This window comes from Polyangium jinanense (genome assembly GCF_028435365.1).
The window spans coordinates 1-16,262 of sequence record NZ_JAGTJJ010000019.1 but is presented as its reverse complement, the minus strand read 5'-3'; the positions used below and the strand labels follow the sequence as shown (position 1 = coordinate 16,262).

The following is a 16,262-nucleotide window of genomic DNA, read 5'->3' as shown; positions in this document are numbered from 1 at the left end:
AGGAAACGTCTCGGGCAGGTCGGGGCGATGCCCTCCGCTCGAGCGAAACAACGAGCCTACCAAACTTTGCGGGATGATGCGTTGAAGTAGTTGAGCCATTCAAGGCGTATGCTTGGCTACGTGCCCCGCAGCGTCGGCGCGTGCGGCCGAGGAGCGCTGGTGAAGGAATGGGAGGCGGAAGCGGTAGCGGGAGCGGAAGCGGAAGCGGAGGCGGGAGCGGGAGCGGCTGCGCCGCGCGTCGCATCGAGCCTCGCGAGGATTCTGCCGTCCCGTTACGGCTTTCGTTCGGTAGACGTATGCACGACAAATCCGAGATCGTCGCTTTTCATGAACAACAGACGACCCCCGACGAAATCCGCAAGGTTTTCCAGTTGGGCTGGGATGATGACGTTCAATGCCGTAACGAGGACCTGGATGGCGTCGATACCTAGCACACGCCGCCGTATGACACGGTCCCGGCCGGGACCGATGATCTCGTATTCAACGACCCAATCAGGGCCGCGCTCGTCGCGCCGCGGGAGCCCGATTCGGACGCGCACAACGCGCCTGCGCCCTGTGCCGTTTTCGACAAATGTGAGTTTACGCTCCGCCATTATTTGCATTTGCGCATTCTCACGCAGTTTCTATCGCGGATTCGCTTTGATATTGTAGCCTCCCCACCGATTGCTTTGCATTCGGCCTTCGGTATCGTACGGGGTAGGGAGCGTTCTGTCTAGCTTCTGACTCCTACGACATACGAGGGCTGCGCTGTGAGTACGAGCGTTCTGAACGTCGAGCACGCGCCGAGGGATGCGCCGTCGAGCACGACCGCGCCGAGCGCGCAAGCCCGATCCGCTGCGCCGAGCGCGGCACGCCGTGTGATGTGTGATCGCGTGGGTGGATGCTCCGGCCTTATCGGCGGTATGCGTGGATGTTCCGGACGTCGGCTGCGTTCTCGTTGGCGCTGGGGGCGCGGTGAGGGGAGAGAGAACTTCCGGACCTCACCCACCCCAACCCTCCCTCTCCACGGTGTGGAGAGGGAGGGCGTTTCCGGCTCGATCCAGCGCCTTTCACCCCCTCTCCGCCGCGCGGAGAGGGGGTCGGGGGGTGAGGTTCTGGGGCCGACGACGTTTGTAGAGCACCCTCTCAGAGCGCCTTCAAATCGATGTACCGGGTCGAACCGTTGTCCCACTGGAATTCGTAGCCTCTCCCGCGCTCGCAGCTCTCCTCCGCCGCGTCTCGTTTTCGGCGCCGGCCCTCTGCAGATCTCCGGCGCATCGCGGAGCCCGGCGGCGGCGCGGCAGAGCGCGCCCTGGGCGAGGGGCGTGCACGCGCCCAGCGCGCGGGGGACGTTGCAGGCTCGGCAATCGTTGGCCGCGCCGCCGCCGCAGGCGGTGTTGCAGCAATAGCCGTCGACACAGAGACCGTTCGCGCAATCGGCCGCCTGGGTGCAGGTGACGATCGCGGGGCCGGTGTAGAGCTTGGCGCTGGCGATGTACGCCTGCACCGCCGACCCGCCGGCAACGAGCCCCCTCCCGTCGAGTAGCAGCGTGGCCGAATGCCCCGCGCGACCGTTGCTCATCGAGGCCGTCGGCGACCACGCGCCGAGCGCTACCCCGGGGGCCCGGCCGTGTTCCTCGCTTTCGATTGGAGGTAGCTAGCAGCGATCCGCCGGATAGACATACCCTTCCACACGGGCGAAGCTATAGCCGGCGTGAACCGCGGACCACCCGCCGTCCGCAGTCGCGGTGGTATAGTTATCCCCGCGCTCCGGGAATGGGCAGTGCGCAAGCCGTTTACTTGGCGGGCCAATGGGTCCGGTGACTGGTTCCGCACGTCACCGTGGCGACATGTCCATCAAAAGCAGTGGTGGCGGGAACTCCGGCGAGTAGATCAGTGGCAGGGTTGCGCTAACGTATGTACATAGGCCCGCGATTGGACAATTCGCTCGGGTAGTACCACTCTCCGGAGATTGTACTGCCGCACGTGCCAGACCAGTTCTGCACCGTAGAGTCCCGCGTGACGAATCGCCGGAATGATATGCTCGTTCCACTGTACGAACCACTGATGCTATCATCGTATCCTTGGAAATGGATGGATCCCGTAAAGCACGTTTCTGCCCCGCATGAAAACGTATTGTGGATGCGGAGCTGCCCATCTTCTGACCTGCCTGGTCCTCCATGCCAGACATAGCGCGTCGTCCCTGGTACCACGAAACGCGAACAATCCGCCCGAGCGACGGATGAGGCCAATGACACGACGCCGATGGTAATCACTAACAATGACTTAAACATGGGCTTCCTCCTCTTTCATTGAGGCGCGGCCGGATTGCCGGTGGTGCTCGACCCGGACACACACAGGCAAGATGCCATTGTGCGTGCATCTCTCTGTGGCGACCTCCGCGGCATGAGGCTCATGCTCTATACGGATGTGACCAGGACGTTCAGCAAGCCTTGATCCACAACAGAGTGTGCAGGGGCGGCACGCCGGGCACGGCTTGGAAGTCGATTCCTCAGCCACTTCCACCTTCAGCAGGCGGTTGTACGTCGTTAGGCGATGTGCCGGGCTTGGCATATCGACGTGCAATCAATTTGCGGTATGCATCGAGGGGGCGGAGGGCGTCGCGTTTATTTGACCTACGCACCAGACAATCCCGCGTTGAGGCTGCTCCTCCTCTGGATGCTTCTGCCCGTGATCGGGCCGCGCATCACGCTCAGCCCTGGTCGGATGGGAAGCGGCGACCGGTGAGCGAGGTGTTACGGACCCGGCGCGCGCGAAGGAGCTGCACGAAAACGTGTGCAAGGCCGGTTTTTCGCGGAGCTGCCGGCAAATTGGGGCCGAAAGACCCTGAGGTTCTACCGAATCTCCGCGTCTCCCTCCGATCGAGCACCGACCACGCGCCTGTTCTTGTCCAATCTCCTTTTCGTATCTCCTTGCCTCGCTACCCTGACCTCTCGCGCGCGGAGCCGCCTCGCGGAGGTCCCGCCATACCGTGTCGATGCATTATGTTTCAGGGGAAATGCCCGTGACCGGCGCCGCGGTGCAATGGCGGCGACGCGGAATCGCGAGCGTACCGCGGAAGTGATGTAGACGAGAGAGAGGCGGGCGGCGTCAAGCGGACGCGACCGCCCCGGGGGCTTTCCCCCGGGCGCGCCTCATTCTCCGTCCGGCGCTCGTCCGAGCACGTAGTGCCCTGGATGTACTCCAGGAATGCGAACTGTGTGATGTCAGGGGGCGGGCCCCTGCCAGCACGCGCGCGCTTGGGTGCGGCTGTTGTGGCGAGCGCGGTGAGAAGCTTCTCGACCGCTCCGTGCGCGGTGCGCGCGGCATCGGTCGAGGTCTCGCCCTCCGGTATGAGCGCAAGGAGCTTGCTGGCCGCGTTATGGGCGATGCATGCCGCCTCCACGTCCCCTGCTGTGGCGGCCGTGAACTTCCCCTGGACGAGCACCGCGAGGAGAGCGCCCGCGGGTCCGCCCCGGAGACCCCCCAAAGGGCGGCGGCAGGGTCCGAAGTGGCACCAAGATCCGACGGGAAACGCCGAGTCAGGGGTGCCGGAACCCGTAGCGGTAGCGGAAGCGGAAGCGGGGGCGGGCGAGGGGGAGGATGTCGCCGCGCGTACCGCGAAGCGGGTGGTGGCGATATTGAAGCAACAGGGCCGCTCGATCGAAGGTTTATCCGATGGCAAAGAGGGAGGCGATATCGAGCCTGCGCTTGCGGCTTGTTATGACGGAAGGGCGCCGAGTAGATGTCGAGCCCGCGCGTGGTGAGCTACGGAGATCCGGCGCGCGTGGACCAGCGGCGGAAGAATACCCGGGAGCCGCCCCCCGGGGCATCCGAAGTGACGAAGCTGCAGCCGAATCTGTTGCATTGGCCGAGCGAGCCAGGCCCCGGCGCGAACGCGGCGAGCTTCTGGAAGGTGTCGCCGCCGTCCGCCGAGCCGCGCACGTCGTCTCCCCCGTCGGTGAAGAGGAGGCGATCTCCCGAGGCGCCCACCGACGAGAGCAGGCGCGTCGGCATGCGCACCTTCACGACCTTCCACGGCTCGCGGCCTCCGCGCAGCCGGGCCAACGTCATCTCCCCTTCCTCGCGCCCCGAGACCTGGCTCCCGAGGTCGATGGTCCCGTCCTCTTCCACCGCGAATTCGCCGCGCGCCGCGCGTACTGGATTGAACACCTCGTTGTCGAATGGGATCCGGGAGAAGGCCTCGCCCTTGAGCCGATACAGGGCATAGGCCATCTCCCGCCGCGGCGCCGAGCAGATCTGGAGCACCACGAGCTCTTCACTGTTCCGGCGCGCCGCCGCGTCCCAGAAGCAATCGTGCCAGTCCTTCTCGGCGGGCGGCGGCAAATCGATCATCGTCCACGACCCGTTCCGGTGGAGCGCCGCGCGCGGCGCATTGGGGCGATCGACGAACCCTCGCCGGTCCATCTTGCCGAAGAACACCAGGGCCTGCGTCGTCGAGATCGCCGCGCCGCCGAAGAGCGGCACCTGCCCTTCCACGGGCGGTCCGACCTCTCCATTGCTCCAGACGCGCACGCGGATCTTCGGCAGCGTCCCCTCCGCGTAGAGGAAGCGTCGCGCCGAGAGGTTGCTCGCCATGAAGTGCGGCCCCCCCTTCATGTCGCCGGCGAGCGAGAAAGGGAGTTCGATCCGCTCCGGCTTCGATCCGCTCTCGACCGCGACGAACGAGGGAGGCTGTATTTTCGCCGCGTCCGACGCGTCCTTCAGGACGATGCCCCGGAAGCCCGTCGCCGTGAGCTCGGCTTGGAAGGCGTTGTGGAGCTCGTCGGGCGCGAATACCTGCGGCGGAGGCGCCTCGACGGGAGCCGCCGACGGCTGCACGGCCGCGCTCGGCGGCGCGGAGGCGCTTGCCGATGCGATCGGGGATTCTTGGCGTGTCGGCTCGCTCCGGCAAGCCACCGGCAGCATCGAGCACGCCACGAGGACGGCTGCGCGGAGTTTACGATCCATGGTACGTCCGGCGCTCAGGCTTCGATCAGCGCCACGAACTTCAGCTCGCGCACGCTCGCGGCGTCGTTATCGAGCGCGAGGTCCGAGGCCGCCTGCTCGAGCTCGTCCGCGTTCCAGTGCCATGGCCCCGGCACCGCGTCCGGAGCCGCGACGACCGCGGCGCGTTCGTCACGCCGGCACGCCTTTACGACGGCGTACAGCGGCATGTTCGGCCGCAGCCCGAACGGCTTCTGCCAGAAATGATCGGGGTACGGCGCGGCGAGGCACGCGGCGAGCTTGCGCAAGGTCGCGGTCGCCGTCGCCTCGTCGCGCTCGACCAGCGAGGCGACGAGCGAGGCGACGAACGGCTGTTCGAGGCGCGTCCACGTCAGCAGCACGTCGAGCAGCGCGATCCCCGCGTCGAGCGTGGCCGCGGCGACCGCCCCGCGCTGGAGTTCTTTCCTGAGTGCGAAGCCGAGGTCGGCGGGCGTCACGGGCTGCCGCGTACCATGGCCAAAAATTCGAGACAACCGGGAGATCGCGCCGTCGCGCACCCGGTCTCGGACGGGCGTCAGCGATTCGAGAGATACCGCCGAGGAGAGTACTGGAGCCCGTTGGCGCCGTAAAAGCGGGTGACCGAGGCAGTGTCCATCACGAACGCGGCGGGGTCGCGCGCGACGAAGGTGCCCTCTATGTCCGCGGCGCGCCTCCGTACGACGGGCAAGACGATGAAAGAGCTCAGCCATCCTGACCGCGCGGAAGAGCTTCTTCTTCGTGCGTTCGCGGAGGTCGACATGTCGAACGAGGACCCCGGTTACACCAAGGATCCGGAGGAAGATGAGGCGGACAGCTGCTACGACGAGGACGGTGAGTAGCACGCCCTGATGAGGCACTGCGACACTGGAGACTTCGGGGACTGAGTAAGATGACAGGTGGAGGGTACCCGTCATGAGCAACCGGCTGAACCTCTTTGAAAGCATGTACGACGACCAAGGTCAGCCGGCGCCGTTTACACGTGCGGAACTCGAACCCCTCGAGGATCTCTGGGAGCAGCGGGCGGCGCTGTTCTTCACGCCGACTTCCGAGATTCCGGAGCGATTCGTGGGCAGCGGCGAGCTTCAAGTAAGTCTGCCCATCGTTACGCCGTCCTACGGTGAGTTCGAGCAGATTCCAGGCTACAGAAATACGAGGATGTGGGTCGACTTGTTGCAGCGAGCTACCGGCAAGATTCGATGGCGACCGATGGATCTACCATTGCCGTCGTGCGAAAAGATGTCTGCTCTCCCGGTCGATATGCGACCACCGCGCAAAGGCCCTCACCGATGCGTATAAGGTATCGTCGACGGGACGTAGGGATGGACATCGCGTGCACTATTTCGGCGCCATTTGACCGACGCGTGGGTGCGCTGCGCGCTCTCACGCGCGGCAGAAGCCCCAGTTAGACGCCAAGGAGACATCATGACAGTCAAGCGTATGGACAACGTCGGCATCGTGGTGGAAGACATCGATGCCGCCATTGCGTTCTTCACCGAACTCGGCCTTACCCTCGAAGGCCGCATGCCCATCGAAGGCGAATGGGCCGGCCGCGTCACCGGAGTGCGCGGCCAGCGCGTCGAGGTCGCCATGATGCGCACCCCCGACGGCCACAGCCGCCTCGAGCTCTCGCGCTTCGACGCCCCCGCCATCGCGTCCGATCACCGCACAGCCCCCGTGAACTCGTTGGGATACCTGCGCGTCATGTTCACCGTCGAGGACATCGACGACACCCTTGCCCGGCTCAGCAAGCTCGGTGCGACGGTGGTCGATGAAGTCGTCAATTACGAAGACATCTACCGGCTCTGCTACATCCGGGGTCCCGAAGGAATTCTCATCGGGCTCGCCCAACAGCTCGGGCAGCAGACCTCCCGAGAGAATCCCATGGAACGTAAGCGTTGAGAACTCAGGCGTTGGCTCTAACCATCCGGAAATAGTGCCGGACGAGGTACTTCGGGATCCCCTTCTTCCAGTGCCGCGGGATGACCTCGATCCGCTGACCACACCCGCTGATCGGGCTCAACCATGCGCGCAATCACCGAAGGCTCGCGCGACGCGAGAGTGAAGTGCTCGTTGGCTGCGCGGAAGAGCTTCCTGAGCAGGAGGACCAGACCACGCCGGAAACGCATCTGCACGCGCTCCATGGCGTGTTTCGGCTCAAGCGATTCCTGGAGAATATTGGTCCACGCCTCCGGGCCGCGGTGATACCGTTCCTGGAGGGGCAATCGATCGCCCGGAAGCGTTTGGAGATGCTCGCGCCCGCGTGACATCCGCTACCGCTGCCGCCTTCGCTTCCGGCGCTTGCGCTCATCGGAACGGATGGGCCCGTCTGCGCCCGAGGCCGCCACCCGGCCAGGGCGAAGGGCAGCGCGAGCGGCGTGACGAGCGCCATCCGCGAGCAGGAGGCGGCCGCTTCACCTCGAGCGCGCCGCCCCCGTCCGCCTGCTACGGCTTCCTCGTCGCCTCGACGACCATCCCCCCCCCGTCCACGGTCATCCCTGTCGCCTTGCCGCCTGCCTCGCGCTTGAACGTCACGCGCCAGCCCAGCGTCCCCATCACGAACTCGGTCTCCGACTGCGGGATGAGCTCCTCCTTGGGGAGCCTCGGCGCGAGCATCACGAGGCGCCCGCCCTCTTGCTTCACCTCCGCCGTGCCGCCCATACCGTCCGGCAGCGCGTAGCTGCCCGCGACGCCGGCCGCCGACGCCGCGCTGAGCTCGATGGCCGTCACGCGCATCGGCGCGCGATCCGGCCAGCCGTACTCCGCGGCCAGCGCGAGCTGGATCTCGCGGAGCAGGGACGCCCCGCCTTCTTCGTTGTTCGTCATCACCACCGCGCCCACGCCGATCTCCGGGTACATCGTGAGGTTGCAGAGGAACCCCACGGTGGAGCCGCCGTGCCCGAACTCCAGCGAGCGACCGCTCCCGTCGATCGCGGGCCCGAGCCCGTAGCCGTCCTTCACCACCGGAGTGAGCATCTGCTCGGCCGTCGCCTGCGAGAGCAGCGCCTTCGGCCGCCCGGCGCGCGCGTCGGCGATCGCGATCGCCAACCGGGCGAGATCGCTCGCCGTCGTCCAGAGCCCGGCCGGGGCCATCTCCGGATACACGTGCCACCCGCCCGGGATCGTCTCGCCCTCGCCGAGGTGGGCGCGGGCCGCCTCGCCCGCGCGCGCGGCGGGCAGCGGCTGCTCGAAGGTGCTGTGGGTCATCCCGGCCGGCCCGAGCAAGAGCTCCTGCATGAGGGCAGGGAAAGGCTTGCCGGTGACGTCCGTCATGAGCAGCTGCATCACGAGCGTCCCGCCGCCGGAGTAGCGCGAGAGCGAGCCCGGGACAGCGTCGACGCGCACGGGCTCGGTGTTCGCCGGAGCTGTCCCGTTCAGGATCTGCACGAGCGTCGGGATCGGCTGGTTCCGCTCGTAGCCCGGGAAGCCGGAGACGGTGAGCCCGGCGGTGTGGCTGGCGAGCCGGCGGAGGGTGACCTTCTCCTTCTCGGTGTACTCGTTGTCGGGCACCTTCCACGTCTTGAGGTAGCGGTTGACGTCGGTGTCGAGCTCTAGCGTCCCGCGCTCGACGAGGCGGAGCATCGCCGTGGCGGTGACGAGCTTGCTGATGGACCCGGCCTGGAAGAGCGTGTCGGGCGTGACCGCGTCCTTCGGGTCGGCCGAGCCGGCCGTCTTCACGCCGAAGCCGCGGGCCCACGCGATGCGCCCGCCCTCGATGACGGCGATGCTGATGCCGGGCACGTGGTGGTGGGCCATGCGCTCTTCGAGCGTCCAGCGGACAGGCGGCCGGCCGACGATCTCGACGTGCGGGCGCAGGCCGCGGAGCACGTTGGCGACGTGCGGCTCCTGGGCGGCGCTCGTCAGGCTGGCGGCGGAGCTTGCGGTCGACGTGGTTGCGGGTGGGGGAGAGCGTGCTGCGCACATGCGCTCAGGGGGAGCGCGAGGGTGAGTTGGGCAAGTCGACGCACAGGGGGACCTTCCTGGTCAGGTGAAGGAAGGAACGAGCTTTCGCGGGGCCGAGCTCGTTGAACGCCGCGATTCTATGGAGGGTCGTGCGGAGCGCCAAGGGTGAGACGGCATCGACCGGAGGACACGGTACTTTACCGGGTCGTGCAGCGCGTATTGGGACTCGTTTCGGGAGCGCGTGGAAGCGATTGGGAGTTTGCCGCGATTCGTCGTGCGCGAGGTCGAGGCGTATCTGCGCTGCGGGATCCTCGAATACGGCTTCATCCGCGTGGAATGCGAAGCGTGCGGCTTCGAGCGACGGGTCGCGTTCTCATGCAAGCGACGTGGATTCTGTCCGTCATGCCTCGGGCCGAGGGGCGAGCCTCGCCGCCGCTCCTCGACTTGACCGCGGGCTCCGCGCCGGTGGTCGAGTGGCCCGCCGAAACGTTCGAGTAGGGCTCACAGGATCGTGCGCCGCCTGCGGTGAGCCCACGAAGTAAAAAAAATCGGACGATCTTCACGAAAGGCAGCGACGCGCGTCGTGGCCATGGGAGGTCACGAAGCCGGTCACGGGCATCGTGAGGGAAGAGCGGCGTCTCCCCGGTTGGGCGCGGATCACGGCGTCAGGCCTCCGCTCGTCTCGATCTCCTCGCGCGCAGTGCCTCGCTGCGCGCGACGCCACCGCACACGTGCCACTCGCAATCGAAGGAGCAACACACATCATGACCACGACAACGCCCGATATCTTCGGTATCGACTCTCAGGCTGCGTACATGAAGCAGCTCGGCCTCGATCTGTCTCGCAAAGCGGCCAGCTACGCCACGGACCCTACGAGCACGGCGCTGAATCCCCTCAGCGCTCTGGACACCCTGGCCACCTCGATGAAGGCCTCGGGCGTGCCCCAGGAGTACGTCGATGCGGTCCTGGCGCTGAAGAACGACGCCGACATCCTCGCCGCCGTCGACCTCTTCCAGAAGAGCCTCCAGGGCAAGGCCAACATCCACGACCTCAAAGACCTCGTGCCCCCGCTCGCAGACAGCGAGACCGCCTCTCAGGGGGATGCGGGTTTGAACGGCGCCGTGCTCACCGGCCAGGTCACCCCAGAGGGGGAGACCGATCTCATCCGCTTCAGCGACTACCTCGGTGGCAGCACCGCGGGAAAAACCTTCGCCGATATCCCGCAGCACTTCTCCGACCTGAGCAACGGGATCACCAACATGACCCTGTTCCGCTTCCAGGTCCTCCAGGATCGGCTGGACAGCCTCTCCGGCGATCTCGCCACGCTCATCGCGGAAGACAAGGTCAACATCAAGGACTTCGCCACGAACGCCGATACGAGCTTCCGCGAGGGCAGGGGCTATACGGTGGATCTCGACGGGAAGGTGAACGACGCCTCCCGGGCCAAGATCGCGGCCTCGGGCGAGAGCCCCAAATCCAAGCTCTTGCACACGACGTTCCTGGCCAACGTCGAGCTCGAGCGCCAGCGGACCAAGGTCGCCAGCAGGCTGCAGGCGCAGAAAATCCTCGGCAAGATCGGCACCGGCATCGAGGCGGCGACCGCCGGCTTCAACGTCGGGATGGGTGGCGTCAACATCGGCGCCGGTGACGAGATGATCCAGAACGCCGAGCGCCGCTACGCGCGCGGCGAGATCTCCAGGGCCGAATACGACCAGCAGATCCAAGACGGGCGGCTCCGCATCGCGCGAGGCACGTTCGGGATCGGCGACGGGCTCAACAGCATCCGCAAGCTCGTGATGGACAAGGTCGGCGACTCGGTGAAGAACCTGTCCAAGGGGGCCAAGCTGGGCCTCCGCTTCGCCTCCGTGGTCGGGGGAGCCTTCTCCATCGGGATGGGCGTCGTGTCGATCACCGAGAACTCGATCGCCGCCGACCGCGCCAGGAACAGCGGCAACATCGGCGGCGCGGCCATGTACGGCATCATGGCCGCTCTCGACACCGTGTCGCTCGTGCTCGACGGGGTCAGCATGGTGCTCGACTGCATCCCGGGCATCGGCACGGCGCTCTCCTTCGTGGTGGACCTCATCAACACCATCGTCGGGCTGGTCAACATGATCATCGGCTTCTTCGCCGATCTGGTCGATACGCGCACCCCCGAACAGAAGCTGAAGGCCGCGCTCGACGAGCACGTCAACTCACCGGCCTTCCAGAAGTACCTCGACCAGCAAGCCCAGCTGTACAAGGAGCAGGGCTACGACCTCTTCCAGTTCATCGTCGACGCCAAGGCGATGGGCCTCGAGGAGGAGGGGGCGGACGGCACCACGGTCGACAAAGAGATCGTGCGCAAGCTCAGCGCGAAGGCGCTCGCCGACGGCAACGATTCCAACCTCCGCCTCGCCCTCGTGGACGCCTCGTCCATCGGTCGCGAGCTCCGCGGTCGCCTCAACGACGATCTGATCCGCGCCGGCGTCGGCAACGACTCGGTCTACGGTGAAGCCGGGGACGATCTGCTTTTCGGCGACGCGGACGACGACGCCCTCTACGGCGGCCTCGGGAACGACTACCTTGTCGGCGGCACCGGCCGCGACTCGCTCTACGGGGAAGCGGGCAATGACTGGCTGGTCGTCGAGCCCGGCATCGACATCGTCGCCGACGGCGGCACTGGAAAGGACACGCTGGAGCTCTCCGCGGAGTTCTTCTCTCTCAACGCCGGGAGCAACCCCAAGGCCATCATCTCGGGGTACGACAGCATCAACCGTGTTTACGTGGATCTGTCCGCGCAGGCCACCACCACGAAGGGGCGCGCGGGCCTCGCGCTGGGCGCCCTGCTCAATGGCCTCCCGGCCCTCGCCAACCCACTGCACCGCCCGGCCTTTCCCGCTGGATCCGCCCACGAGACCAAGCTCATCAATACCCTGTTCTCGATGAGCACCGCGCAATCGGTCGCCGAGTCCACCCTCACCGGCAAGTACTTCTGGTATCTCGCCAATAAAGACGGCCTCAAATACCTCACCGATGGGCGCTACTTCTACGCTTACGGCACGCGGAACGGCGTCGTTGGCCTCTGGAAGTCCACCTACGATATCTCCACCATCCCCAGCAGCCTCGCCGTCTACGACAGCACCAACTGCGTCATGGCCTATACCACAGACGGCAAGGAGCTCGAGGCCGCGCTGGTCTTCGCCTTCAAGAGCACCACGCAGATCAGCGGCATCGAGGCCGTCTGCGAGTCCTCCGGCACGAGCCCGAACGTCTTCACGGACGTGAACTCCCAGGTCATCGGCGACAGCAGCGTGAGCCTCATCGACCTGCATTACGGGCACAACGAGTACGCCTATACGGGGAACGGCGACACCGTCGTCTCGTTCTCGGCAGGGCCTTCGCCCCAGTGGCAGATCTGGAAGTACATCATCGGCGGCGACGGTGACAACGTGCTGATCATCAACGGCAGCAAGTGGGCCAGCACCACCCGGCCGAACAGCATCAACGTGACGAACAAGTTCGTCCTGCTCGACCACGATATCGATCTGGCCAGGGCCAACCGGGTGCCCAACGCGGCGAACGAGTACGTCTGGCCCGCGAACGCGGCCGAGAACAAGGTGGATCGCGGCATCTTCATCAAGAACATGCAGACCATCCAGCTCTCCAACAGGACGTATGACAACACGTGGGATAGCGTGAGCTTTCACGTGGACGCCACCAACCTCCGGGAGGGCCACCGGTTCATCGTCGACAGCAAGAGGGACTTCCTCCGCCTGGTGGGCACGGCCGGCGACGACAGCTTCATGCTCCAAACCGTCACCGGCGAAGACAACCAGATCGACGGCTATGCAGGTCGTAACCTCCTGTCGCTCGAGCACTTCACCTCGAGCGGGTTCGTCGAGGTCGACATCGACGCCCCGGCTTTCAGCATGGGCGGCACTCTCAAGGGCACCGGGATCAAGGCCTACCTCAAAAACATCCACAGCGTGCGAGGCAACGCCAAGGTCTTGAGCATCAAGGGGCACAGCACGCAGGCCAACCTGCTCATTGCCAGCGGCGGCCAGTGCACGGTGGAGGCCCGCGGCGGCAGCAACACCCTCGTCGCCATGCGCGGCCGCCACAAGCTCATCGGCGGCACGGGGGCGGACACCTATACGATCTCCGGCCCGAACATCGAAGAGACCGCGGTCATCACCGTCGTCAGGGACAAGACCGCCGGCCTCATCGCCAAGGCTCCGGGCGGGACCTGGAGCGCGCCGTCGCTCACCCTCGCTCCGCTCGTGGACGACGTCGCCGAGATCCAGCTCAGCTCTCCGCTCTTCCTCGACGACAACGGCGTTCGCAGCGCGACCGGGAAAGGCACGTTCACGGTCAGCGCCGACAAGCGCAAGCTCGTCTACACGCCGGGCAGCGCCTTCAACGACCTGCCTGTGGGCGAGTCCGCGGTCGTGCGCGTCGTGTACACCACCACGGGCTCCACGGCGACCATCTACGAGGCCAGCCCCGGCAACCGGATCAAGCTCGAGAACATCGCCGCCAAGAGCGATCTCAGGTTCGCGATCTCGGCGAACGGCGACCTTCGGATCTGTAACGCGTCGTACGTGACCATCTTCACCGACCTGCGCTTCGGCGAGCTGTATCGCTCCGGGATCACCAGCCTGGAGACCCTCGTCGTCGACTTCATCACTCGCTTCACGTCGATCGAGCTCTTCAGCGCGACGCCTCCGGGCATCATCATCGAGGCGGGGGAGATCTTCGATATGTTCTTCGCGCAGCTTGGCTACTCGTACATCAGCAACCCGAGCATCTTCGACAACATGATCGACACGGCGAAGTTCGGCGGCATCAACGCCTTCGACATGCTCGGCGGTGACAACCTGATCCTGGCCAAGCGCAAGCGGGCGACGTACGCCGCGAGCGGAGGGAATGATATCTTCGACGCCTCGAGCTTCGTCGACTCTGGCACCCAGTCGGAGACCCTGATCAAGACCGGGAACGGGAACGACGTGGTCATCATCGGCAACAACGCGGAGACCGTCAAAGTCCGCTTCATCGCGGACGGGCAGACCACGAAACAAGGGATCAAGACCCTGGTCCTCAAGGAGATCAGCGTGAACGGGGTCGGCATCACGCAGAGCGGCGCTCAGCTCACGCTCACCGTCGGCGCGAACACGGTGGCCATCCTCGACACCTCCCCGGACGTCATCCTCTTCAAGTATAGCTGGGGGAGCATTCTCATCGACGACGTGGGCGCCTACGTCACCGCGCGTAAGGCCGGCGCGTCTTACATCCATCGCCGGCAGTACGACGCCAACCGCAAGCAGGCGCTGATGGCGACGGATCTCAACCGCAGCCAGGTCCTCCTCCATATCGCGTTCAAGAGCTATGGCTTGGATCTCCAGCTCAAGTCCGGGAGCCAGGTCCTCTACGGCTTCTCGATGAGCATGACATTGACCCCCGCGCTCGACGCCCTCACCGTGGCGCGCGCCTTCCAGCTCCAGTTCCAGCGCGGGATGTTCTTCAAGGACGGGACGATCGACAGTGCGGGGGTCCGCGCCTTCATCATGGAGAGGCTGCGAAACCCCAGCGGCCACTCCTTCCTCGGGAGCACCACCTTCCCCAACGTGGTCGACATGACCCAGGTGGCGAGCCCCTGCACGGTGCCCAATGGCAACGCGCTCATCTTCGCCAACAAGGCGGGGACCAGCGTCACGGCTGGCACGGGGAACAACATCATCAAGGTCACGGCGTCGAACGTGACGGTGGGAACCGGGAGCCCCCCGACCGATACCGGCGACTCCATCGTGTTGATCCAGTCCGGCCTGGAGAACGTGACCGTCAAGCTCATTGGCCAGGGCTATACCCGCCCGTTCGGCTATCGGTACGTCATCATGGATGGCATCGACTCCATGAGCGTCTCGTACTTCAACCTGAACGGCAGTGCTCTCGGGGCTGGTGTCTGGTCGGACACTCCGTTCCTCATGAAGTACGGCGCCACGACCATTGCCAAGTTCGACGCGGTCCCCACGTGGTTCCTGTTCGGCAGAGGCGACGAGTACGACATCATCGAGAATGGGGTTTCTTACCTCGACCAGCGTGCCCGTGGAACGTGGATCCAGCGCCTCGTCTTCAACCGCGACAAGCTGGTCACGATGTCGGCCCTGGACGTCGACTCCACCGCGTTCGTGCTGTCGGGCACCTGGTCGTCTTCCCAGGTCACGCTCGCGCTCAAGAACAACGCGGGCGCCACGCTGTACCAGTTCAATCTGGCCGGAGACAGCCGGACAACGGTCAAGTCCGGCGATGTCGCGCTGATGATCGCGGCCAAGCTGCCGGGCGGCATCCGCTTCCGCGATCGCTCCTACGTCGGTGATGCTTTCGTCCAGTTCCTGATGAGCAAGCTCACCAGCAACACGATTCAGGGCGTCACCATCCAGGAAGGCGCTGCGACGCAGACGCTGGCGCAGGCCATCGCGGCCGACACCACGTACAAGAAGTACATCGACGTGCTCGCCAAGGCACAGGTGTCCGTCACCATCACCAACCTCGACCCGTAGGGGGTCCGGGTCGGCTGACCGCGAGCGGAAGCGGCGGTTCTCTTGTAGCAGCCGAAAACAAGAGTCATTCACCGGGAGGTGGGGAGAGGCCACAGGGTGATCCCCCCTCCCGGTGAAGCTCCCGGTGCGCTTCGGAGCGGGCCCATTGCATATGCGTCGAGCCCGTCGTGTCCTTTTGGGTTCGCCGGGACTCTACGAGACGTTCGTAGGAGAGCTCTTCCAGAGCCCGGACGAGACAGCGGTAGAGGATCGGAAGGTGCTCCCAGGGAGCGGGTTGGAGAGCGGTAGAGGACTGGAAGGTGCTCCCGGGGTGCGGGTTGGAAAGCGGCAGAGGACTGGAAGGTGCTCCCGGGGAGCAGGTTGGGGAGCGGTGGAGGATCGGAAGGTGATCCCAGGGAGCGGGTTGGAGAGCGGTGGAGGACCTGAAGGTGATCCTGGGGAGCGGGTTGGAGAGCGGCAGAGGATCGGAAGGTGCTCCCGGGGAGCGGGTTGGAGAGCGGTAGAGGACTGGAAGGTGCTCCCGAGGATCGGATCCGAGGCGGGGAGAGGACCGGAAGGTGCTCCCCGAGGATCGGATCCGGGGTCCGCGCAGGACCTCTCCGTGGTGAAGGGGAGCGGAAGCGGGAGCGGGAGCGGGAGCGGGAGCGGGAGCGGGAGCGGGAGCGGGGTTCAGGGGATCCCGCTCGGGGACGGCGATCGTACCGTCGTGCTCGCGCTCTTCAACGCCAAGCCGTGCTAGATGGGATGAGGCAGCTCCGAGTGCACCTGGCACCGGAATGGCCAGTACGACGAAGGAGAAGAGCAAAGCGAAGGGCACGCGAAAGGTCGGCCCATCGCGACCCGAGCGTGCTGGAGTGC

Annotated in this window: 8 protein-coding genes and 1 pseudogene; 5 read left to right on the top strand and 4 right to left on the bottom strand. The window is 65.6% G+C overall.

Translation table 11 applies throughout. From position 1 onward, the window contains the following. Positions 1 to 272: 272 nt before the first annotated feature. The 3 genes from KEG57_RS27110 to KEG57_RS27100 form a co-directional block, all read right to left on the bottom strand. On the bottom strand, positions 273 to 602 hold the full coding sequence (locus KEG57_RS27110) for a DUF6968 family protein (RefSeq protein WP_272419245.1): 330 nt from the start codon (positions 600 to 602) through the stop codon (positions 273 to 275). Between the two features lie 3,145 nt (positions 603 to 3,747). Next, positions 3,748 to 4,950, bottom strand: coding sequence for a hypothetical protein (locus KEG57_RS27105; RefSeq protein ID WP_272419247.1), 1,203 nt, complete (start codon positions 4,948 to 4,950; stop codon positions 3,748 to 3,750). A 14-nt stretch (positions 4,951 to 4,964) separates the two neighbouring features. After that, on the bottom strand, positions 4,965 to 5,423 hold the full coding sequence (locus KEG57_RS27100; RefSeq protein WP_272419248.1) for a hypothetical protein: 459 nt from the start codon (positions 5,421 to 5,423) through the stop codon (positions 4,965 to 4,967). 198 nt (positions 5,424 to 5,621) lie between these two features. On the opposite strand from KEG57_RS27100, the gene KEG57_RS27095 reads away from it, so the two are divergent. The 3 genes from KEG57_RS27095 (at position 5,622) to KEG57_RS27085 (ending at position 6,864) form a co-directional block, all read left to right on the top strand. Beyond that, entirely contained in the window at positions 5,622 to 5,804 is a 183-nt protein-coding gene (locus KEG57_RS27095) for a hypothetical protein (RefSeq protein WP_272458891.1), read from the top strand. 73 nt (positions 5,805 to 5,877) lie between these two features. Beyond that, positions 5,878 to 6,261, top strand: coding sequence for a hypothetical protein (locus KEG57_RS27090; RefSeq protein ID WP_272419251.1), 384 nt, complete (start codon positions 5,878 to 5,880; stop codon positions 6,259 to 6,261). Between the two features lie 126 nt (positions 6,262 to 6,387). Further along, positions 6,388 to 6,864, top strand: coding sequence for a VOC family protein (locus tag KEG57_RS27085; RefSeq protein ID WP_272419253.1), 477 nt, complete (start codon positions 6,388 to 6,390; stop codon positions 6,862 to 6,864). Between the two features lie 543 nt (positions 6,865 to 7,407). Here the strand turns inward: KEG57_RS27085 and KEG57_RS27080 are convergent. Further along, positions 7,408 to 8,790, bottom strand: coding sequence for a serine hydrolase (locus KEG57_RS27080; RefSeq protein ID WP_272419256.1), 1,383 nt, complete (start codon positions 8,788 to 8,790; stop codon positions 7,408 to 7,410). Between the two features lie 237 nt (positions 8,791 to 9,027). Between KEG57_RS27080 and KEG57_RS56415 the strand changes: the two are divergent. Together KEG57_RS56415 and KEG57_RS27075 are read left to right on the top strand one after the other, a co-directional pair. Then, a pseudogene (locus KEG57_RS56415) lies at positions 9,028 to 9,271 on the top strand (transposase zinc-binding domain-containing protein); the annotation flags it as partial. A gap of 358 nt (positions 9,272 to 9,629) precedes the next feature. Beyond that, positions 9,630 to 15,404, top strand: a complete 5,775-nt coding sequence (locus KEG57_RS27075) for a calcium-binding protein (RefSeq protein WP_272419258.1) — start codon at positions 9,630 to 9,632, stop codon at positions 15,402 to 15,404. Positions 15,405 to 16,262 lie beyond the last annotated feature (858 nt).